The sequence below is a fragment of the Candidatus Spechtbacterales bacterium genome (assembly GCA_040879145.1).
Taxonomy (GTDB): domain Bacteria; phylum Patescibacteriota; class Minisyncoccia; order Spechtbacterales; family 2-12-FULL-38-22; genus JAWVZY01.
Genome location: JBBDKX010000021.1, coordinates 51,065 through 71,611, shown reverse-complemented (window position 1 = coordinate 71,611; position 20,547 = coordinate 51,065). Strand labels below are relative to the sequence as shown.

General features: G+C 40.3%; 18 protein-coding genes and 4 tRNA genes. 16 read left to right on the top strand and 6 right to left on the bottom strand.

All coding sequences use genetic code 11. From position 1 onward, the window contains the following. Positions 1-15: 15 nt before the first annotated feature. Positions 16-1,023 carry a hypothetical protein gene (locus WDZ40_02355; GenBank protein ID MEX0877685.1) on the top strand — a complete coding sequence of 336 codons (1,008 nt, stop codon included), beginning with the start codon at positions 16-18 and terminating at the stop codon, positions 1,021-1,023. An 84-nt stretch (positions 1,024-1,107) separates the two neighbouring features. Here the strand turns inward: WDZ40_02355 and tsaD are convergent, their stop codons facing one another. Beyond that, positions 1,108-2,367, bottom strand: a complete 1,260-nt coding sequence (gene tsaD, locus WDZ40_02350) for a tRNA (adenosine(37)-N6)-threonylcarbamoyltransferase complex transferase subunit TsaD (protein ID MEX0877684.1) — start codon at positions 2,365-2,367, stop codon at positions 1,108-1,110. A 201-nt stretch (positions 2,368-2,568) separates the two neighbouring features. After that, positions 2,569-2,643 (bottom strand) — tRNA-Glu (locus tag WDZ40_02345). Between the two features lie 284 nt (positions 2,644-2,927). Here WDZ40_02345 and WDZ40_02340 point away from each other — a divergent pair. The 9 genes from WDZ40_02340 to WDZ40_02300 all read left to right on the top strand — a co-directional run bounded on the left by WDZ40_02340 (position 2,928) and on the right by WDZ40_02300 (position 13,796). Continuing rightward, on the top strand, positions 2,928-4,418 hold the full coding sequence (locus WDZ40_02340) for an AAA family ATPase (GenBank protein ID MEX0877683.1): 1,491 nt from the start codon (positions 2,928-2,930) through the stop codon (positions 4,416-4,418). 191 nt (positions 4,419-4,609) lie between these two features. Continuing rightward, positions 4,610-6,703, top strand: a complete 2,094-nt coding sequence (locus WDZ40_02335; GenBank protein MEX0877682.1) for a hypothetical protein — start codon at positions 4,610-4,612, stop codon at positions 6,701-6,703. Between the two features lie 96 nt (positions 6,704-6,799). Beyond that, positions 6,800-8,179 carry a DUF444 family protein gene (locus WDZ40_02330; protein MEX0877681.1) on the top strand — a complete coding sequence of 460 codons (1,380 nt, stop codon included), beginning with the start codon at positions 6,800-6,802 and terminating at the stop codon, positions 8,177-8,179. After that, entirely contained in the window at positions 8,176-9,774 is a 1,599-nt protein-coding gene (locus WDZ40_02325) for a SpoVR family protein (protein MEX0877680.1), read from the top strand. The genes WDZ40_02330 and WDZ40_02325 overlap by 4 nt, the downstream gene beginning before the upstream one ends. Positions 9,775-9,912: 138 nt before the next feature. Further along, positions 9,913-10,386, top strand: coding sequence for a DUF3920 family protein (locus WDZ40_02320; protein ID MEX0877679.1), 474 nt, complete (start codon positions 9,913-9,915; stop codon positions 10,384-10,386). 65 nt (positions 10,387-10,451) lie between these two features. After that, positions 10,452-12,050 (top strand): glycosyltransferase family 2 protein, encoded by a 1,599-nt coding sequence (locus tag WDZ40_02315; GenBank protein MEX0877678.1) that lies wholly within the window; start codon positions 10,452-10,454, stop codon positions 12,048-12,050. A 355-nt stretch (positions 12,051-12,405) separates the two neighbouring features. Beyond that, the gene (locus WDZ40_02310; protein MEX0877677.1) at positions 12,406-12,681 is read left to right on the top strand and encodes a BrnT family toxin; all 276 of its coding nucleotides are present in this window, start codon (positions 12,406-12,408) and stop codon (positions 12,679-12,681) included. 5 nt (positions 12,682-12,686) lie between these two features. After that, positions 12,687-12,968, top strand: a complete 282-nt coding sequence (locus WDZ40_02305; GenBank protein ID MEX0877676.1) for a hypothetical protein — start codon at positions 12,687-12,689, stop codon at positions 12,966-12,968. Between the two features lie 276 nt (positions 12,969-13,244). Next, positions 13,245-13,796 carry a hypothetical protein gene (locus tag WDZ40_02300; protein ID MEX0877675.1) on the top strand — a complete coding sequence of 184 codons (552 nt, stop codon included), beginning with the start codon at positions 13,245-13,247 and terminating at the stop codon, positions 13,794-13,796. Between the two features lie 149 nt (positions 13,797-13,945). Here the strand turns inward: WDZ40_02300 and recG are convergent, their stop codons facing one another. The 4 genes from recG to WDZ40_02280 all read right to left on the bottom strand — a co-directional run bounded on the left by recG (position 13,946) and on the right by WDZ40_02280 (position 17,637). Beyond that, the gene (recG, locus tag WDZ40_02295) at positions 13,946-16,057 is read right to left on the bottom strand and encodes an ATP-dependent DNA helicase RecG (GenBank protein ID MEX0877674.1); all 2,112 of its coding nucleotides are present in this window, start codon (positions 16,055-16,057) and stop codon (positions 13,946-13,948) included. A gap of 9 nt (positions 16,058-16,066) precedes the next feature. Next, positions 16,067-17,059 (bottom strand): DMT family transporter, encoded by a 993-nt coding sequence (locus tag WDZ40_02290; GenBank protein MEX0877673.1) that lies wholly within the window; start codon positions 17,057-17,059, stop codon positions 16,067-16,069. 25 nt (positions 17,060-17,084) lie between these two features. After that, positions 17,085-17,157, bottom strand: a tRNA-Arg gene (locus WDZ40_02285). 39 nt (positions 17,158-17,196) lie between these two features. Next, a complete protein-coding gene (locus WDZ40_02280) occupies positions 17,197-17,637 on the bottom strand; it encodes a DUF5673 domain-containing protein (GenBank protein ID MEX0877672.1) in 441 nt (146 codons plus the stop codon). A 77-nt stretch (positions 17,638-17,714) separates the two neighbouring features. Between WDZ40_02280 and WDZ40_02275 the strand changes: the two genes are divergently transcribed. From WDZ40_02275 to WDZ40_02250, 6 genes are all read left to right on the top strand, one after another. Continuing rightward, positions 17,715-18,713 carry a hypothetical protein gene (locus WDZ40_02275; protein ID MEX0877671.1) on the top strand — a complete coding sequence of 333 codons (999 nt, stop codon included), beginning with the start codon at positions 17,715-17,717 and terminating at the stop codon, positions 18,711-18,713. Positions 18,714-18,733: 20 nt separating this feature from the next. Beyond that, positions 18,734-18,818 (top strand) — tRNA-Ser (locus WDZ40_02270). Between the two features lie 38 nt (positions 18,819-18,856). Continuing rightward, on the top strand, positions 18,857-19,273 hold the full coding sequence (locus WDZ40_02265; protein ID MEX0877670.1) for a hypothetical protein: 417 nt from the start codon (positions 18,857-18,859) through the stop codon (positions 19,271-19,273). Positions 19,274-19,358: 85 nt separating this feature from the next. Continuing rightward, entirely contained in the window at positions 19,359-19,562 is a 204-nt protein-coding gene (locus WDZ40_02260) for a hypothetical protein (protein ID MEX0877669.1), read from the top strand. 4 nt (positions 19,563-19,566) lie between these two features. After that, positions 19,567-19,654 (top strand) — tRNA-Ser (locus tag WDZ40_02255). Next, positions 19,625-20,005 carry a hypothetical protein gene (locus WDZ40_02250; GenBank protein ID MEX0877668.1) on the top strand — a complete coding sequence of 127 codons (381 nt, stop codon included), beginning with the start codon at positions 19,625-19,627 and terminating at the stop codon, positions 20,003-20,005. Before WDZ40_02255 ends, WDZ40_02250 begins: the two co-directional genes overlap by 30 nt. The last annotated feature ends 542 nt before the right edge of the window (positions 20,006-20,547 follow it).

Sequence of the window (20,547 nt, the reverse complement as noted above, 5' to 3'; positions counted from 1 at the left end):
AAACTAAAATTCAACATGCCCGAAACCTTCCCACAACAAGAAAAACGTGAAGATTTGGATATTGAAAAATATCTGGATATTATTATTGCGCGTGGAGATATGATAAAACGGCCAAACCCCGAAGATTTTTTAGATGTTTACGATGAGGAGAAAATAAAGCGTGATACAGGTTATGTTCAAAAAGTACGCGCTAAGATGGAAGAGTATAATGACATTATTGAAAAAAAAGCAAAGGCGCTTGAAATTTTAGCCGCGTATTATATTGAAAACATGCACTGGCTTGGAGAGGGCGGACATGCTGTAAATACTTCAGAATATGACGACATAGCCCATGGAATAGACATGGTGGTAGAGTTTTCCGCCATAGGCGGAGACTTAGAAGATAAAGAGGTAAAAAGATTAGGCCTTGCCATAGATGCTTATAGTGGAAAAAGTCTTGCCAGTCTATCTAAAAAAGCCGAAAGATTTGCAAAAGCTGTGAGGGGCGAGACAAATACAGCTACGGGCAAGCCGTATGCCGACACCTTTGCACGGGTAGACTATTTTCAATCTGCCATAAAAGATAAAGACGGAAACAGGTACAAAGGGGGGCTATCCAATCTTCCACCTGTTGCGGTATCTTTGAGTGGCCCTAATGCGAGCGATATGTTTAAAACTACAGCTGAAATAATGAGAGCTGAAAATATAGCCGGCGCTTTATATCAAAGAAAAAGAGCCGGTGAGGTTTTATCTTCTGTAGAGGATGAAATGCTGGAAAAAAATATAGAAAAATTGCAGGAATTAAAAAGCGAGGCTACAAAACATCCCGCGCGGTGGCTTTTTATAAAACAGATAAAAAAACAACTTGAAGTTTATTTGCAAATAGGGGAGCAAAGCGAAAATGCTGACAAAGAATTTTTGGATAATATAAAAAGCGCTTACAGTATAATTGAAGCGCTTGATAGTGAAGACGCGGAGCTGGGAGATTTACAGGAAGATTTAGACAAGTTGGAAAAAATATTTGAAAATCTTGTTAAACAATAATCGACTCATGCCTGTGAGTCGATTATTATAATTAACTCATGAGCATGAGTTAATTATTATAATTAACTCATAGTATTGAGTTAATTATTCCTCTGTAATCAACTTTGAACTGTCTGCTTTAAGTGTGTGCCAGTTGCTTTTTTGTCCCGCTTTATAGCGCATGTAACCGGCAACCGCTATCATGGCACCGTTGTCTGTTGCCAGTTTTATTTCGGGAACCATAAACTGAGCTTCGGGAAGCTCTTTTTTTAGAGCTTCTTTCATTTGTTCGCGCAACGCTGTATTTGCCGCAACTCCTCCCGCAAGCATAAATGTTTTTATATTATGCGCTTTTGCCGCTTTTATAGATTTTTTAACAAGTGTATCAATTGCCGCCTGCTGGAAAGAAGCGGCAATATCGGCTTGCCTGCTTTTTATTTCTTTTTCTGTCATTTCTTTGACTTTATACATAACTGCAGTTTTTAAGCCTGAAAAACTGAAGTTATAATCCGGCCTGTTCATTATGGGGCGGGGAAAATCAAAGGCCTTAGGGTCTCCCTTTTTTGCGATTTTTTCAATTTCAGGCCCTCCGGGAAATCCAAGCCCAATTAAGCGGGCTACTTTATCAAATGCTTCACCCGCCGCATCGTCAAGAGTTTCGCCTAAAATTTCATAATCCATCCAGTTTTTAATAAGTATAAGCTGGGTATGCCCACCCGATACAGCGAGAGAAATTGCAGGAAATTCAATTTCTCTCGCTAATTTCGAATTTTGAATTTTGAATTTTGAATTTCCACATTGCAGTAAATTTACTGCAATGTGGCCTTCCATATGGTCCACTCCAATTATGGGAATATCCCATAAAGCGGACAAAGCGCGGGCAAAATTAACTCCCACCCACAGTGCGGGCTCAAGCCCTGGACCATGAGTTACAGCGATTAAATCTACAGCAGGCTTTTCAATCGGTACTACCTTTTCTTTAAATTCCTCAAGCAGGTCATCATATCTTTCTAATATTTTTTCAATGTTTTTAATTTTTTGGGCCTGTTTCATGTTTCCTGTTTCATGTTTCATGGAATTTAATTCCAGTGCTTCAAACAACACCGGAATTAAATTCTTTTGATGTTCTCTCTTTGCTAATCCCGGCACAACTCCTCCGTATTCGGAGTGCATTTTTACCTGTGAAGATACTATATTTTTAAGCAACTTAAGTTCGGGAGAGGGGAGTTCTCTTTTGGCTTCAAGCAGGGCGATGGCTGTGTCATCGCATGATGTTTCTATGCCAAGCACTCTCATTAATTGATCTATAAAGGAAAACGGCTTAATAAGCCGTTTTCCTTTTGGTAATTTATATGGCGGTCCCAACGGGATTCGAACCCGTGTTACCAGGATGAAAACCTGGCGTCCTAGGCTTCAGCCCGTTCTTTGCAATCTAAAATCAATTTGAAAACAAAAGAGTGCGCCATATGGTAGGCGCGGTGACGAAGGAGTAATTTATATTACTTCTAGGAAAGCGTAACGAAGCAGATGGCGTACTATTTTGTTTCCTTTTACTAACGTACATTGCGGTCCCAACGGGATTCGAACCCGTGTTACCAGGATGAAAACCTGGCGTCCTAGGCCAGACTAGACGATGGGACCGCAATGTAAATTAAATGAGTCGGCGGGCGAATTTTCAATGCCTGCGTTGTTGTTCGTTGCTCACGATGCTCCTGGCATCGCTTCGCTCCTCACGCCTAGCATTCATTTGAAAATTCGCTCCGTCAAATTGATTTTAGATTGCAAAGAACGGGCTCTAAGACGATGGGACCAGTAACGTGTATTTATTTTACCAAGTTTTTATAAAAAATCAAGTTGACGTATGGGGTTTATAGAAAGTATGATAAGTTCAGAAAATAGAACCTTAAAAAAGAAAGGAGATAATTATGTCCTCCGACCTTGTTTTGCCAAATCCCAGATTTGAGGATTTTACTGTGGAGCTTTCTGACAGAGACCCTCCCTATATTGAAAAACTGCGAGAAAAGATATCCGGTGAAGTTTTTGAACAGGACAGAGCCATAAGAAAAGTTTTACAGCGCATAGCGCTTATAGACTCAGGAAAACAAAAGCGCCCATCGCCGTTGTTTTTCGCGGGACCTCCCGGTAGCGGAAAGAGTTATCTTGCAGAAGTTGCCGCCTATGCGTGGCTTGGAAAACCAAGAGGTGCTGAGGATGGTCCTCTTGTAAGCATCGCCGGTGAAAACTTTAGAGAGAGCCATACCATATCCGCGTTGCTTGGCGCACCTGCAGGATATATAGGACATGGCGGTTCCGGTTCGGCGGCAACCAAGTCTCCCTTGGAAAAGTTGGGTACATTTGATATGTACCGCAACGACTATCTTCTGGATGAGATAGGCGAGAAGTGGGTAAATAGCGAAATGTCAGAGTATACCGGAAACTCACCCAATGAATACAGGGAATCCCTGGAAGATCTTAAAGAGATGTTTATTGAGCGTAAGCTACTTGATATAGAGGAATCAAAAACCTCCATGCCTTATCGTTCCGTTTTGCGTGTTGATGAGTTTGAAAAGATGCACGAAGAGGTGCAAAAGCAGTTTTTGACTATTCTCAATGATGGCTTCCTGCAGTTAAGAAGCAACAGGGCGCGCGTTATAGATTTTAGGGGATGTCTTATAATTTTTACAAGCAATATAGGAACAGGCGAGATATCAAAATTTATAGACCAAAAACCCATAGGTTTTCACTCCTTGAAAAAAGATAAGCGTTCCGTGGAGGATATGGACCAGCGTATATATGAAACAGTAAAGCGAGCGGTTGAAAAAAACCTTCCGCCGGAGCTTTACAGCAGAATAGGGCATGATGGCTTAGTGGTGTTTCATAAATTATCCGCGCGGGGATTTGAGAATATTGTAGAAAAAGAGATAAATGAGGTTAGAGAGGAGTTTCGCGAAGACTTTTTATTTGTCCATGTAACACAGGAGTTTAAAGATTTTATTCTTGAAGAGGCGGATTCTTCCGTAGAGGGAGCCAGAATGATGTCAAGGTTAATTGATAAATATATGCGCCTTCCGTTGGCTAAAAGAATAAATTCTGGAGATTTTATGGCAGGTGATGTTGTATTGGTTACCGTTGTAGATAAAGAGGTTAAACTCAAGATGATGCCCCGTCTGGATGGCATGGAACTTCATACCCTTTCCGGAGGACATAAAGAGGTTGATGAAAAATCTCTTGAAAAAGAGTTCTTCAGCGACATTGGAGATGTGTATCGGATGATACTTGAAGACGAAGCAAGGCAAAGAATAAAGAGAAAAATTCCCAAACCTTCTTCGGATGATAATTCTGATGACGACATTGATGATTTAGATGACGACTCTGATATATATGACCATGATGATGATTCTGATGAAGAGGAATAAAAACAGTTCCAAGACCCCTATTTAGGGGTCTTTTTTTATTTTAAAAATGTGCCCTCTTCTATTTAAAGCAACCTATAATACAACACAATTTAATTTTATCAAGATTGACGTAGTACCCTCTCTTTTCTATGATAGGGATAGTTTCAGTTCCTTAACAATCTAAAGAGGTGAACGAAAGGAAGGAGGACTTTATGTCAAATGAAAGAAGTTTTGATATTGATGCCATTATACAAAAAGATGCGGAGATTAAGCGCAACAAAAAGAAAGACCACGTAGAGATGACTCTGCGTGAGTATCTTGATGTGGTCAGGGAGGATCCGAAGGTTTCACAGGTGTCTCCGGCCCGGCTTCTGGAGTTGTTTGAAGAGGCGGGTTTTGAGGAAATTCCTTATGATGAGCAGTGGCTTGGTTCTACTGTTAGGCGCAAACTTATTAGTGATACTCTTTATGGAGTAGAAAAGCCCACCGAACAGGTGCTTGAATATCTTAAGGCGGGAGCAAATCGCCTTTCTACAGGTAAACAGATTTTGCTCTTGGTGGGTCCTACAGCATCCGGCAAGAGCTCTTTTGCTAATATTATCAAAAGAGCACTTGAGGGTTACAACATTAGGCCTGTTTACAGGATTATGAACTGCCCTATGAACGAGGAGCCGCTCCATGCGCTCCCCAGGTATATGCGCCGAAGTCATTTTGACAAAGAGAAGGCGTTAAAAGTGGGTCTCGATAAGCCTATTGAAGATGAGCTTGGTATCTCTGATATCAAGGGAGATCTTTGCCCTCATTGCCGCATCGCGATGAAGGAAGATTTTGCAGATGAAGACGGAGTTTTGAGATGGTGGGAGATTAAAGTTGAAACCTTTTCGTTTTCTATGCAGGAAAGTCAGGGTATCGGCTCTTTTGAGCCAAGTGATGAAAAAAGCCAGGATGTAAGCGACCTTGTCGGTCGTGAGAACTTCCGCGTTACAAGCAGTAAAAAGGGTTATCGAGACAGAAATTCCTTCCACTTAAACGGTGAGATAGAAAAAGGAAACCGTGGAATAGTTGAAGGTCGCGAGTTTATCAAAAAAGGTATTGACGAGCGCATTCTCTGGGTATTCATCAATGTTGCTGAAGAGCAGGAAATTAAGGTTCAGGGTTCTAACTTTAGCCATGTATCCGTGGATACTGTGGTAGTAGGCCACTGCAACCTTACAGGATACAAGTGGTTCTCAAGTAATCAGGCTCATGAAGCCCTTCACGACAGAATCTATGTTGTACCCTTTCCTTATCCGCTCAGAGTGCAGGATGAAATCAGGGTTTATGAAAAGCTAATTCAGGGCGAAAGCGACCTGGATCAGCTTCAGAGTTGCCATATTTGCCCCGGAACTTTCAAGCTTGCCGCATCGTTCGCGGTGTTGTCACGTCTTGTTAAGAGCAACATGAATGTTGATCCTATAACTAAGCTTCAGCTGTATAACGGCGAAAAGATTTTTACAGACGCCGTTGATGATGAAAATCAGGCAGTTGACATAGAATCTCTTATTGAAGAGGGTCAAAAAAACGATGACATAGCTGAACGGGAAGGAATGTTCGGCGTTTCCAGTCGAGATATTCTTGCCGCTTTAAACAACGGACTTGTAAAAGAGGAAGGTGCTGAAAATGGGTGTCTTACACCCCTTAAGGCGATTCGTTCTCTGCGTGAGGTGTTCAACCATAGAATGGGTTATGAGCCTGAGCAGATTAAGTTTTTCCAGGACCTTTTAAGTTCAGAAGAAGGCGGAAGCGTTATTGAGCTCTATAAGGAGTTTATCCTTAACGAGGTACAGCGCGCTTACCTGGGAGCATATCGTGACCAGGCAGAAGAGATCTTTGATAAATATGTTGAAGAGATAACTTACGATAGAGAGCGCAAGAGGAAATTTGTACGCGGAGATAAAAGCAACATAAGGCGTGACCCTATAACGGGTAAGCCGAGCGAGCCTGATGAAAAATTCATGCGCGCGGTTGAAGACCAGATTCCTATACCCAAGAATCAAGCTGATGTTTTCAGGGGAGAAATCCTTGAGAGAATCAGTCAGCCTGGTTTTGGATACGACAATTATCAGCCCCTGAGAAGGGCTGTGGAAAGAATGCTCTTGGAGCGTTCCCGCACATCTCTTACACTTGTCTTGGCATCTGATCGTCCAGAGGACGCTGATATCAAGCAGAGAGCAAAAGATCTGTATGATGGCCTTAAAGAGCGCGGATTTTGCAGAACAGGCGCGAAAGAGGCGGTGCGAACCGCTTCTGAGATACTTAATGAGTAATGTACTTATGGCGGGGATTTCCCGGCGTTCCTTCTGGGAGCGTCGGGAACCCCGCCTATTTTTTAACACGACACTCAATAAGAAAGGAGGAGTGCAATGCCAATAGTGCATTCAAGTCCAAAGGGTGAGCGCGGCAGAAAAGACGCTAAGCGCCATAGAGACAAGCAGAGAGAGATAATTCGCAAAAAACTTCCCGACATAATTTCTGAAGAAAACATAATTACCGATAAAAAGGGCAGAAAAGTTAAAGTACCTATTAGAGGTGTTGTTATTCCGGACTTGCGTCCGGGAAAAAGGAAGAAAGAAGAGGGTGGTGGTTCGGGAGCCAATCCCGGTGGAGGTGGCATAGGCCAAGGCAAAGGCAAGCAAGGCGATGTTATAGGTCGCAAACCCGCTCCCGGTGGAGGGGGAGAGCCCGGAGAAGCCGGAGAAGAGCCCGGAGAAGATTTCATTGAAACAGAGATTGATATCGAAGAAGTTATAGAGATGATGCTTGAAGATCTCGGGCTGCCTAACATTGAAAAGAAGGATGTAGAACAGCTGGAAATTGATATGGGATTTAAGATATCAGGATTGCGAAAGAGCGGTCCTCCGGCCCTTCTTTTCAAAAAAAGGACGGCCAGAGAAGGTATCAAGCGTTTTTATATGCTTTTGGACATACTGGAAGATGAAACAGGAAAGAATAAATTCCTTTGCGCTAAAGCCCTTGAGGATTCTAACGGAAACCTTAATGAGGCAAGAGAGCTCTTGTCGGATGCGGAATTTTTAGCCGGAGAAGATGATGATTGGGATGAAGACGACATCAATCCCTTCCCCATATTTGAAGAAGAAGACCTAAGATTTCACAATCTTGAGGAGCAGACTACTCACGAATCCAATGCTGTAATAATTATAGAGCTGGATGTTTCGGGGTCTATGACCACTGTAAAGAAGTATCTCGCTCGTTCTATCGCGTTTTGGCTCACGGAGTTTTTGCGCAAGATTTACGACAATGTGGAAATACGCTTTATAATTTACCACTCAACCGCGAGGATTGTAGATGAACACACCGCTTTTCACACCATGGAGAGCGGTGGTACTGTGGCTTATGAGGCGCATAAAAAGGCCATTGACCTGATAGAGACGCAGTATCCAACCAAACAATGGAATGTTTATGTTTTTCAATTTTCCGACGGGTGGGACTTCAACCCTGAAAAAGCTGTTGAGGGCGCCAAGATGATGATAGAGAAGTTGAAGATAAACATGTTTGGTTACGCGGAAATTCATGTGGATGAATATTTCAAAAGCATGAGCAATCTCTTTAATGAGTTTTATCTAAATATGCCTCTTAACCATGTGGGTTCTGATGGCGGAGATGGTGAAGACATGATTGTTGGTTCGGGAGAATATCCTTTCATAGGGTGCAAGATAGAAGAAAAAGAACAGTTATGGGCAGTTATTCGCGAATTTCTTTACAGAGAGAGGTGGTCAAAGTGAATAGAGAGGAGATAGAACGCTTAAAAACCATAGAAAAAAGAGTTCATGAGATAGCACAAGAAAACGGGCTTATAACAACTGAGATTATTTTTGAACTTGTACCTCCAAAAAGAATGATAGAAGCCATGGCTTACGGGTTTCCAACCAACTTTTCACACTGGAGTCGCGGACGCGACTTTGAGAGACAGAGGACAATTTATGACCATACGGGTGCGGGAATACCTTACGAGGTTGTGTGGAATTTTGATACTCCGCGCGCCTTTCTTGTAGACACCAACCCGTTTGCGTTGAATGTTGTTATCTTGTGTCATGTTTATGGCCATGTTGATTTCTTTCTGGGAAGCAGGTATCTAAATCGCGGTCGTGAAATCGCGGACATGGCGCGTGAAGCGCGCAATGCCGCAAAGCGTTTTCAGGAATATGAAAAAATATACGGTGTAGATGCCGTAGAGCAGATGATAGATGCCGCTATGACGATTCAGTGGATTCAGGATCCTGATCCGTTCGCGGAAGATCTTGATGAAGAAGCGGTAAGAGAAGATCTTATGGAAAGAGAACGCGCAAAACTGGAAAGAGCAAAAGGCGGATTAAGCTCCGAGTTTAACTTGAAAAATTATACTGATAAAGAATTAATCAGTATAAACTCCCGTCTTAAGAGATTGAAATACCGAACACCCCCCGTGCCAACGCACGATGTTCTCAAATACATTACAGACCACTCTCCAAAGCCCTTGCGCGACTGGGAGCGCGACGTATTGCAGGTTGTAAGACACCAGGCAAGATATCTTGCTCCACAAAGGAGAACAAAACTTCTTAACGAAGGTTGGGCCACTTACTGGCACACGAAGATAATCAGACAACTTTTTGAAGAAGGTCTTTTAACTGAAAGAGAGCATGGAGTTTTCAACCAGTATAACTCTGCAGTCTTAGCGGAAAACAAAAAATCTATGAACTGGTACAGGATTGGTGTTGCCATGTACGGGTATGTTGAAGATAGATGGAATAAAGGACAGTTCGGTATAGAGTATGAAGACTCTAATGACCCGCGTAAGCATTTAACCTGGGATATGGGAGCTATGAAAGGCAGAGAAAAGCTTTTTGAAATAAGAACTGCTTATAGCGACAGGATGGCAATAGAGGAATTTTTTACAGACGAGTTCATAAGAGAACAGGAGCTGTATATTTGGGAACAGGTTTACTGGAATGGCGAATATGTGGATGTCATTGTTGAAGACCGCCCGGAAGTTATAAGACAACAGTTGAAGAACTTCCACGGCCTTTACAACAGCCCTCTGGTTACTGTTGAAGATGGAAATTACAAACGCAGAGGCGAGCTTTACCTGAAGCATCATTTCACAGGATTTGAGCTTGATCCGAGGTTTGAATCGGGAACTCTTGAGCACATTTACAGAATGTGGAGCAAGCCCGTGCATCTGGAAACTGTAGAGATATTAGATGAAAAAGAGGTGGAAGTAAAGCCAAAGCATGGAAAATCTGAAGTTGTTGTAATGAGAAATATGCGCGTGATAGTACATTCTTATGATGGAAAAAATCACACAGAAAAAGAGAAAACTGTTGAAGATTCTGATGATTAGCACTTTAATTTTTAACCCCCTGGTAGCAGGGGGTTTTTATTTTGGTTTGCAGGTAGTTTAAAAGCGTTAATATTGGACATAAAATTTTTTCTGTGATATAGACAAAGCAGTTACTTTATACAATAAAGGAGGTTTAACTTGAAAGATGCCCCGGATTATGTAATGACAGGTCATGACGACCCCGACCTTTTTGAGTTATCAGAACATCCTTACATTCTTTTGGGACATTTTGGTTTTGCCAAAAAATTCGTATCAAAAGAGCGCCTCATTGAATACATTGAGAAATTTTTTGAAGAAGAGGGCTTTCCTTTGTGTAAGGAGCGAAGAGTTGCCATACTTTTTAGAAAATCTAAGGTGTGGGGGCGTGCCTCGCATACCTTTAGAGAAGATGAAGGCAACGCTTTTGCCTGGGGAGACATTGTTGTGTTTGTTAAAAGCATAAAAGATGAGCGCGATTTTCTTGAGACGCTGTTTCATGAACTTACACACACACTTCAAGGTTTCGAGGGAATTAAGATTGATTACTCCAAAGATTATGAAGAAAGGACATGTGAAATACAGGCAGAGGAAAAGGCTATTTCATGGTGTTTTAAAATTTTGGCAAGAAATTGAACCCCGTATTTACGGGGTTTTTTTATTGCAAAACAGCGTTTAATTGTGTACACTAATACACTGTAATGGAAGACTCGTATAAACATTTGTTTGTTGGTCGTGCCGCCGACATAAAAGATAAAAAAGAGAGAAGATTATATAGGGCATTTGAGATGATACCCGGCTTTTTGGTTTGGTTTACTTTTATTTTTGTTGTGTTTCTTTCATGGCGGAAGCCCTTGTGGATGAGCATGCTTATTATCGCGTTTGCTTTCTTTTGGCTTTTAAAATCTGTTTATTTGGCTATTCACACAAGAAGCGCTTATAAGATAATGCTTCGTCACGAAAAGATAAACTGGATAGAAAAATTAAAACATTTACCCAGGGAAAGCTATAAAGCAAAAGTTGGTGACTGGAGTGACATCTGGCATCTTGTTATTTTGCCTATGTACACAGAGTCATTTGAAATAGTGGATGGCTCGTTTGAGTCTTTGCTTGATACAGATTGGCCAAAGGAGAAGATGATAGTTGTTTTAGCAACAGAAGAGAGGGCAGGGGAGCATGCTTTAGATGTTGCTGCGCGAATTGAGAAAAAATATGGTGATAAATTTTATAAGATTTTTGTAACACGCCATCCGGAGGGTTTGCCCGGTGAAGTTGCAGGTAAGGGTTCAAATGAAACATGGGCCGCAAAAAGAGTTAAAGAGGAGGTACTAGATACCCACAATATTCCTTATGACAATATTCTTGTATCTACATTTGATGTGGATACCGTTGTTTACCCTAGATATTTTTCCTGCTTAAGTTATCATTTTCTCACAATTGAAAACCCTTATCGCTCAAGCTATCAGCCAATCCCAATGTTTATAAATAACATATGGCAAGCCCCGGCTTTAAGCAGGATAAGCGCGTTTTCTACCACCTTTTGGCACACCTTAAGCCAGGAGCGGCCTGAGAAGCAAACAACTTTTTCGTCTCATTCTATGCCATTTAAGACACTTGTAGATGTGGGCTTCTGGCAGACAAATGTGGTTTCGGAAGATTCTAGGATATTTTTTCAATGCTTTTTAAAATATGGCGGAGATTACCGGGTTACAAGCCTGTATTATCCTGTGGCAATGGACGCCAATGTTGCAGGTTCCTATTTTAAGACTTTAAAAAATATATATAAACAAATGCGCAGGTGGGCTTACGGGGCGGAGAATATTCCTTATCTTCTGTTTGGGTATTATAAGTCGCACAAAAACGCTAAGTTGTCAGGAGATAATGGTAATATTATTCCTTTCTGGTCGTTTTTCCGCCACGCGTTTAATAAAATAGAGGGATTTTACTCCTGGGCAACACATGCCTTACTATTGTTTATAATGGGTTGGTTGCCCCTTGTTTTAGGAGGTGATGAGTATAACAGCACATTACAGTCATATAATCAGTTAGTTACTGTTCGCTGGCTTTTAACCATAGCTATGATTGGTCTTGTCTCGTCCGCATATTTGAGTATTTTGCTTTTACCTCCGCGTCCTCCAAAATACGGAAAGCATAAGTATGTAATTATGGTTCTCCAGTGGCTCTTAATTCCTTTTCACTTAATAATATTCGGCGCTTTCCCCGCCATAGAGGCCCAAACGAGGTTAATGTTCGGTAAGTATATGGGTTTCTGGGTTACTCCGAAGTTTCGAGAGGAGTAAGCCAGAAACCGATTTTCCCCGTGGTGGAAGTAGTTTTGCGCCAGTAGGCGCAAAATGTTGAAACCGCAAGGTTTTAAAAGAAGGGGGTCGGGGAAAATCAAGTGACCGTGGGGATGGGTTACTCCGAAGCATCGCGAGGAGTAGCGATTTCCTATTTGGCGAACCGCTGTGTCAGTACCTGCGCTACTCACTCCACTTAGCAGTAACTAAGCTCCGTTCCGTTGCTCGGCGCTTCCTTGCGCTTCATCCAAATATCAAAATCACTTGTAGCGCACAAGGAAGTACAAGTTAATCCAGAAACCGATTTTTCACTTGACACTCATAAATAATGTATATACAATGTATATAAAGCAATATGAAATATTTTGACTGGGACCCGGAGAAAAACGAACAACTTATTAAGGAAAGAAGAATAAGTTTTGAGGAGGTGTTGGTGGCTATTAACGAAGGTGGCCTTTTGGATATTTTGGAACATCATAATAAAGAAAAATATCCTCAGCAGCGAATATTTGTTGTAGGTGTAGAGGATTACGCGTATCTGGTTCCGTTTGTTGAAGATGAAGAAAAAATATTTTTAAAGACCATTATTCCCAGCCGCAAGGCAACCCAAAATTACATAAACTTAAATTAAAACATATGGACAACATTAAATTAAATAAAGAAGAAAAAAAGATACTGGAAGATTTTGACAAAGAGGAATTAAAGCGTGTGCGCGGTATTGAAAAAGAAAAGGAGCGCTATGGTAAGTATGCCAAGAATACTCTCGGCAAGTCCAAGAGCATCAATATTCGCCTTTCTGAGCGCGACCTTCAAAAGTTAAAGGCAATAGCTGTGGAAAAAGGCATGCCTTACCAAACGCTTATAAGTTCTCTTTTGCACCAGTATTCCAGTAAAAAGAAGAAAGATAAAGTGCTATAAGCATAATATATTTTAGATTACTTACAAAAAATAATGACTCACATGTATGGGTCATTCTTTTTTGTGCCGCGCTTTGTACAACAAGTACAACCTATTAAAAGAGAGACGGCCGTCTCTCTTTTAATAGGTTGTACTTGTTGTATGGCGAGTATTTAACTTACGGATAGTGCATAGATTAAAAAGCTTCATGAGCTAAGATTAATTTTGTGTATAAAAACGCTTGCATTTTTAGGTCGGGGGGGGTATTATGGAAGAGTAGAATTAAATTTTAATATTATGAGTATAGAAAAACTAGGAGGTGCGATGCCTCAGGATGATGATCCTCAAGATCTAGATGAATTAGAAAAATATGATAATGCAGATAGTGGCGCTCAAGAACAGGAGTTCAACCCAGAAAGAGAAAAAGAAAAACTCATACAATGGGCGCGGGAAAACCTGGGTAACAGCGAAGAGGAGGCGGGAGAATTTATTGAAGCCAATTTTAAAATAGATACAGAAAAAGAGAAGATCATCGTGTCCAAGAATATAGATTTTAGTCCCTATGCGGAAACATTAAAAGAAATACCCGACAACACAACCTTTGAAGGAGATGCTAATTTTGGGCACTGCACATCTCTCAAAGAAATACCCGACAACACAACCTTTGAAAGAAGGGCTTATTTTGGAGGCTGCACATCTCTCAAAGAAATACCCGACAATATTATATTCAACGGAGATGCTTATTTTACAGGCTGCTCATCCCTAACTCCTGACTTAAGAGGAAAACTGATAAAAATGAGAGAAGAGGGCAAGATAAAGGGAGAGCTTTATCTCTCTAGTTTCGTTTGAAGTGCAATACCTCATAATGAAGATATATGAGATATACACACTTTATTAGCAATAGTCGCCGAAAAGCGTACGACTTATAAAAACGATTGAAGTTTAACTTCAATCGTTTTTGTTTTCAGCGTGAATCAACTATTATCAGTTTTATCAATTTACTCAAAGTGCATAGTCTTTTGCATCTCTTCTACTATTTCTTTTAGTACTGTCCATTTTTTTAAATCACCATCTTTTTCAAGAATTTTGTTCGCGCTATCCCTTGTCTCTTCAATAAGCTCCATATTACTTAAAGATGCCATAGCGATATCTGGCATTCCGCTTTGGCGCACACCGTAAAGATCTCCCGCGCCACGGAACTTCAGGTCGTATTCAGCAAGCTCAAAGCCGTTTTTTGCCTTGGTCAAGGCTTGGAGGCGTTTCGCTGTACTGTCTGTGTTAGATTCTGTTAGGAGGAAGCAGTAAGACTGGTGCTTGTCACGCCCTACTCTTCCCCGGAACTGGTGCAGTTGCGCCAATCCAAAACGTTCGGCGCCATCTACCATCATTATGGTGGCGTTTGGAATATCTATACCAACCTCTACAACCGATGTTGCAACAAGCAAGTCTATTTTACCTTCCTTCATATCGCGCATTATTTCCTCTTTTTCTTTTGCTTTTATTTTTCCATGCAAAAGCCCTACGTTGTAATTTTTGAAAGGTCCGCTTGATAATTTTTCGTACTCTTCTTTTGCCGCTTTTGCCTCCAGTTTTTCTGAAACTTCAATAAGGGGGAATATGCAAAAGGCCTGTCTTCCCACATCAAGCTCTTTTTGTATAAGTTTGTATGCTTCGTTTCTTTTTGATGGCGGAACTATTTTTGTTATTATTTCCTTCCTTCCCTCCGGCATCTCTTTTAGCAGGGATATATCAAGATCTCCATATATTGTAAGCGCCAAGCTTCTGGGTATCGGAGTTGCTGTCATGCTCAAAAGATGGGGGATAGGGGAGGATTTTCCGTGTCTCGCCGAAGCCTTGGCGGAGGAGGATTGCCCTGTTTTTTTGGCAAGCGCCGCTCGATAAGAGACTCCGAAGCGGTGCTGTTCATCTATTACCACAAGTCCTAAATTTTTAAATTTAACATTTTCTTGCGCGAGAGTATGCGTGCCTATAATCAAATCTACCGCGCCTGTTGCTATCTCTTTTTTTATAGTTTCTTTTGTTAGTTTTTTTTCGTGTATTGTAGTTTTTTGGTGACTGCGGGTAAAAAGAGCAATTTGTATATCTTGATTTTTAAAAAGTTCACTTAATGATTTAAAATGCTGTTCCGCGAGTATTTCTGTGGGCGCCATTAAAGCTGTTTGAAACCCTGCTTTTGCAACATTTAAAGCTGCTAAAGCCGCTACAATAGTTTTGCCGCTTCCCACGTCTCCCTCCAGCATTCTGTTCATAGGCACTTTTCTTTCCATGTCTTTTAATATCTGCCATGAAGCCTTTTTTTGAGAATCTGTAAGAGTGAAAGGAAGCGATTTTACAAATTTTTTGGTAAGTTCTACCTCCGTTTTAATTTTGGGAGAATTTTCTTTTTGCAGGTCTAGTTTGGTTTTTAAGGCGGAGAGTTGAACATAAAAAAGCTGTTCAAACTCAAACCTTCTTTTTGCTTTTTGCGCAATCTCCATATTTGCTGGAAAATGTATAGTATATAGAGCGTCTTTAAGCGGGAGCAGGTCGTGAGCTTTTAGAATTTCCTCCGGCATAGGGTCCTCTATGTTTTCGGCAAGTGGCAGGAGTTTATAAATAATATACCGTAGCCATCTGGAAGTTACCCCCCTTGTTTCGGGGTATATAGGAACTATGCGCCCTGTATGTATAGGGACAGAGTCTAAGCGTACTACTTCGGATGCAGGATTAGACAGATAAATTCCATCTTTGCCGTGTGTTACTTTTCCCGCCAAAAGCACTGGGGAGTTGGTATCAAGCCGATTTTTTACATAAGATTGGTTAAACCAGACTGCCTTTATTGTGTCTGTTTCATCCTCTATTACGGCTTCTATAATTTTTAAATTTCTCTTAAATGAGTTTCTCTCTGATATATGCACTATTTTGCCCTGTATGGTTACAAAATCATCTGGGTTTACATTCGCTATGGACGTTATTTTAGAGTAGTCCTCATAACGGGAAGGAAAATGAAAAAGAAGGTCCCGGACCTTCTCAATCCCTAATTTCTTCAGACGCTTTGCGTAAACTGAGCCTATCCTCTGTATTTCTTCTGTTGGAGTGGAGAGATTCATATAAACGGGCTAAACGTTTAAAAGCATTAAGCCAATAACTATTATTACAGCACCTATTCTTTTATATACAGAAAGGCGCTCTTGTTCTTTTACCCAGGCTGTAAACGAAGTAACCAGCGGTGATGCGGATGCTATAACTGCAGGAACTGCAACACTTAAGGTTTTTTCAAGTGATATAAAAAATATTGAGGAACCCACAGTAATTAGGATTCCGGCGATCCAGGCTTCCCTTAGTTTTTCGGTGGTCAACTCCTCTTTCTTTGGAATTTTTTTATGTTCTTTCAAGTAATAAATAGACCCAAATATAACCATCCAAAGAGATATCAGAAAAAATAATTGATACCATGTAAAGTCTCCTAAAACTGTATCCATCAAGGCAAATCCTATTCCCCAAAATATGGCTGCGATACCCGCAAGATAGGCGGTAGTTCCTTTAATTTTTTTATGATGGAATGTTGTTTTGTCAATCGCAAGCATTATTACTCCTATAATTATTATAATCAATGCTATAAGTTGTAAACCGGAAATTTGGGTTTTAAAAATTAAAAGACTAACTATCAAAGTAATTAATGCGTAACTGTTCGCAACGGGTGCTGCAACACCATAAGGACCTATTTGTAGTGACTTAAGAAAAGAAACATACGCAATAGTGAAAAGAGCAGCTATAGCCATGACCACAACAAAGGAAAGGTTAAAATTAAAATCTATACCTGAAAACAAGACAATAGGCAGTAATGCTATAACGCTTGAAAATTGTATTACTATATTTGTTAAGTGCGGTCCTGCATTTTGACTACTTTTACCTCCAAAGTAGTCACTTAAGCCCCAAAATATTAACGCGGCAAGTCCGCCAATTGTAGCTATAAAAATCATTTTTTGGCGTCCCCGACAGGAGTCGAATCCCGCACCAGAAAAAGTATATCTTTCGCTTCGCTCAATCAAAAATAAAATACTTTTTTGGTGACGGGACTTCGCCTGCGACTTTGTAGTTGCGCGGCACATGTCCCGCACTAAAATATGCGATTTGTGCGCCCGGCAGGAATTGAACCTGCGGCCTCTTCCTCCGCAAGGAAGCGTTCTATCCGCTGAACTACGGGCGCATATTTTTAGTGCGGGGTCTTGTTAAGCCACGGGGACAGTTAGTGTATCCTTAAAAACCTGTTTACAATCTCTGAAAAGTTCTCTTCGTACTCCTTCTCTTTTAGCTGCGGAGATAAAACTTCTCTTATTAATTCCGCGTCTTCAAAATGTATGGGCATATAAACAACATCTTTTTCTTTTTTAACCTTCACTATTAAACTGTCCGCTATTATAGCAAAGAAGTTCAATTTTTTAAAGGGGTAAAACTTGTTGTTTGCTTTTATTCCCTCATCAGTTATTTCGCAGTAAAATTCCTTTTGCCCTTGTGTAGATACCATAAACATAATAACGGGAGCTACAACAAAGAGAGCTGCTCCAAAATAGTTTTCTGTTAATAATTGGTACGCTCCGGCGGCCAAAGATATAACAAATAAAATACTTAATACGCCCCAAGGGGTAGCTCTATCCTTTTTAGATATTTGCCATCTAAAGTTTTCCATGTACTTATTTTAGCGTATTTTGTCTATATTTATAAGGGCACATTGAAAAGTGTGTTAGAATGGTGTATTATGGAGATATGGCTGAAAAGATTAAAGATAGCAGAATAAGATTTCCAAAAGGAAAACAAAAAGCTTTTATAGAAAATATAGAAAAAGAGTTTTCAGTTGAACAAATGGCAAAGTGGTGTGGTAGGTCTGAGCGTACTGTTAGAGATTGGCGACGTGAAAAATTTTTAATAAATGAAAAATCGTTGAAAATTTTATGTGAGAAATCTAAACAATCTTGGCCTAAAGATATAACGATGTTAGATAAATATTGGTATGCGCATGAAGGCGCAAAGTTGGGGTGGGAGGCTGTTATTAGTAAGTATGGGGAAATGCCAAAAAATGAGAAATACAGAAAACAGAAATGGTATGAATGGTGGGAGAAAGAAGGGCGTTTTAAGTCAAGCGGGCTTACAAGTGCTCCAATAAAAATTAAAAAACCTAAATACTCAAAAAGCCTTGCAGAGTTTGTTGGAATAATGTTAGGGGATGGGGGTATATCTAATCAACAGGTTACAGTTACACTTCATAGTAAAGATGATAAAAAATATGGCGTATATGTAAAAAATTTAATGGAGAATCTGTTTGGAGTATATGTGGGAATTCACGAACGAAAAGATGCTAATGCGTGTATTTATGCGGTATCTCGAGTAGAGTTAGTAAGGTTTTGTGAAAATAATCTGGGTTTAGTAAGAGGTAATAAAATAAAAAAGCAGGTAGATATACCGAAATGGATAATGGGTGATAAAGATTTCGAAATTGCGTGCCTGCGGGGCTTGGTTGACACAGATGGCTCTATTTTTATTCATAGATATAGAGTTAAGAGTAAGGAGTACTCTTATAAAAAACTGTCATTTACATCTTATTCAGAACCCCTTAGAAATTCAGTTTTCAAAATAATGCGCAATACTGGCTTAAATCCAAGACTGGCAGGGCGGGATGTGCGTTTGGATAGTAAGCATGACATGAAAATTTATTTTGATACAATAAGCAGTAATAATCCTAAACATTTGAAAAAATACAACAATTAATGTATAATCAGGGGACAATAGGAGGAGTGCCAGAGTGGTCAAATGGGACGGTTTGCTAAACCGTGCCGCGTTAGCGGCCCGTGGGTTCGAATCCCACCTCCTCCGCATCAGCAATAATTAAACAGAACAAGCTAATATTTTATATGAAGGAATCATTTCCATCGCCAGAATCAGAAAAAGAAATAACAAGAGAAGAAGTCATTAATGCGTATAAGAAATTTGTTGAGCAAGGCGTTAAAAATCCTGATGACTTAGACTTTGAAAACGCAGAAGTAAAAGATGCAAACGAGCTTTTTGACAAGTGGCAAGCACAGGAAGACAAACGATCTGAAGGAAGCAATGAATTAAAACATCGAACTAACCTCGCTAAAACCATGCTGTATGTTGATGCGGGCTTCAATGGCCCGGGTTACTTGGATGAAGTTCTTCATGACTGGCTTGTGCAGGATGCTCAAAACGCAGAACAACAAAACGATAACCCAGAAAGGGTTGAGACTCGCCGACAATTAGCCGAAGCAATGAAAAAGGTCAGGAATTTATTGGCGGAGCAAGATAAATAATTTTTTATCTTAGTAAGCTATTTTTAGAATACACCGCCAAAATAATATTATAAATAGTACTATTTATAATATTATTTTTTTTGTTATGCCAAGAAGAAAGATAGAGGAAGAAAATATAAGGAATATACAAAAGTCAGGGGATATGTACCATATAAACATCCCTATTGAGTTAATGCGCGAACTGAAATGGCAAGAGCATCAAAAGGTGGTTGTTAAGAAATTTGGAAAAGGATTGAGGATAAAGGATTGGCCCATTCGACGAACTCAGGGTAAAAAGAAGAAAAAATAAATAAGGAGGGGTGCTCCGAATTGGCTAAGGAACCAGTCTTGAAAACTGGCAGGCGCAAGCCTATGTGGGTTCGAGTCCCACCCCCTCCGCCAATTTTCACTTTTTGTGAAATCGTAAGGAATTGCCTCGGCGCAAAGCGCCTCGGCATGGTATTTTTCCGCAATTTTGAAGGCATTTTTGAAATCCAAAAACAAAGAGCGGTCGGCAATGCGGAAGTTCGAACCAATCTTTTTGAGAAAATCCCGAATCCTTTCGGGATTTTCTTGTTGAGCGTATTTTTCGGCTTGGTTGGCTTCTTTTATGAAGTTTATGGCAAGTTCGAACCGATTATTGCTCTTTCGCCCAAAAGACGAGATTTTTTCTTCCAAATCCTTTTTTGCGAGAATGAGCTTGTGCTTTTTAGTAGCATATTCCGTTTGCGACAAACTGCCTTCCAAATGTAAATCAAGCAAACGATCAAGTTTTGTTTCTGTTTCCACAAGCTCATCTCGCGACTTTTGGGCAAAAGAGCTTTCCGCTTGGGCGGTTTTCAATTTTTCATTTTCAAAATAATTGATTGAAGCGTTTGCCCAAGCGGAAGACAAAGAAACTTTTTTGATTTCCTCTTTTATTTGAGAAGTGATGATTTCCTCGCGAACATATTTTTGCGTGCAAGGATTTTTCCGTTTAGTGCATCGCAGGTAGTTATGACCTTTCTGCGTTTCGGTAGTTATGAAACAGCCACACTCTCCGCAACGGAAAAATCCTCTATACACATACGGTTTCAATTTTGGCGTTTTCGGTTTGGATTTTTTCATCATCACTTCTTGAACAGAATCAAAAAGTTTCTTTGTGATAATCGGTTCATGCTTTCCGTCATACAATTCGCCGTTATATTCAATCATGCCAAAATATATTTTGTTCTTGAGCATATATTGATAATTTGAGACGGAAAGCATTTTGCCTTTCTTGCCAACCAAGCCCAAGGAATTGATAATCTTTCGGA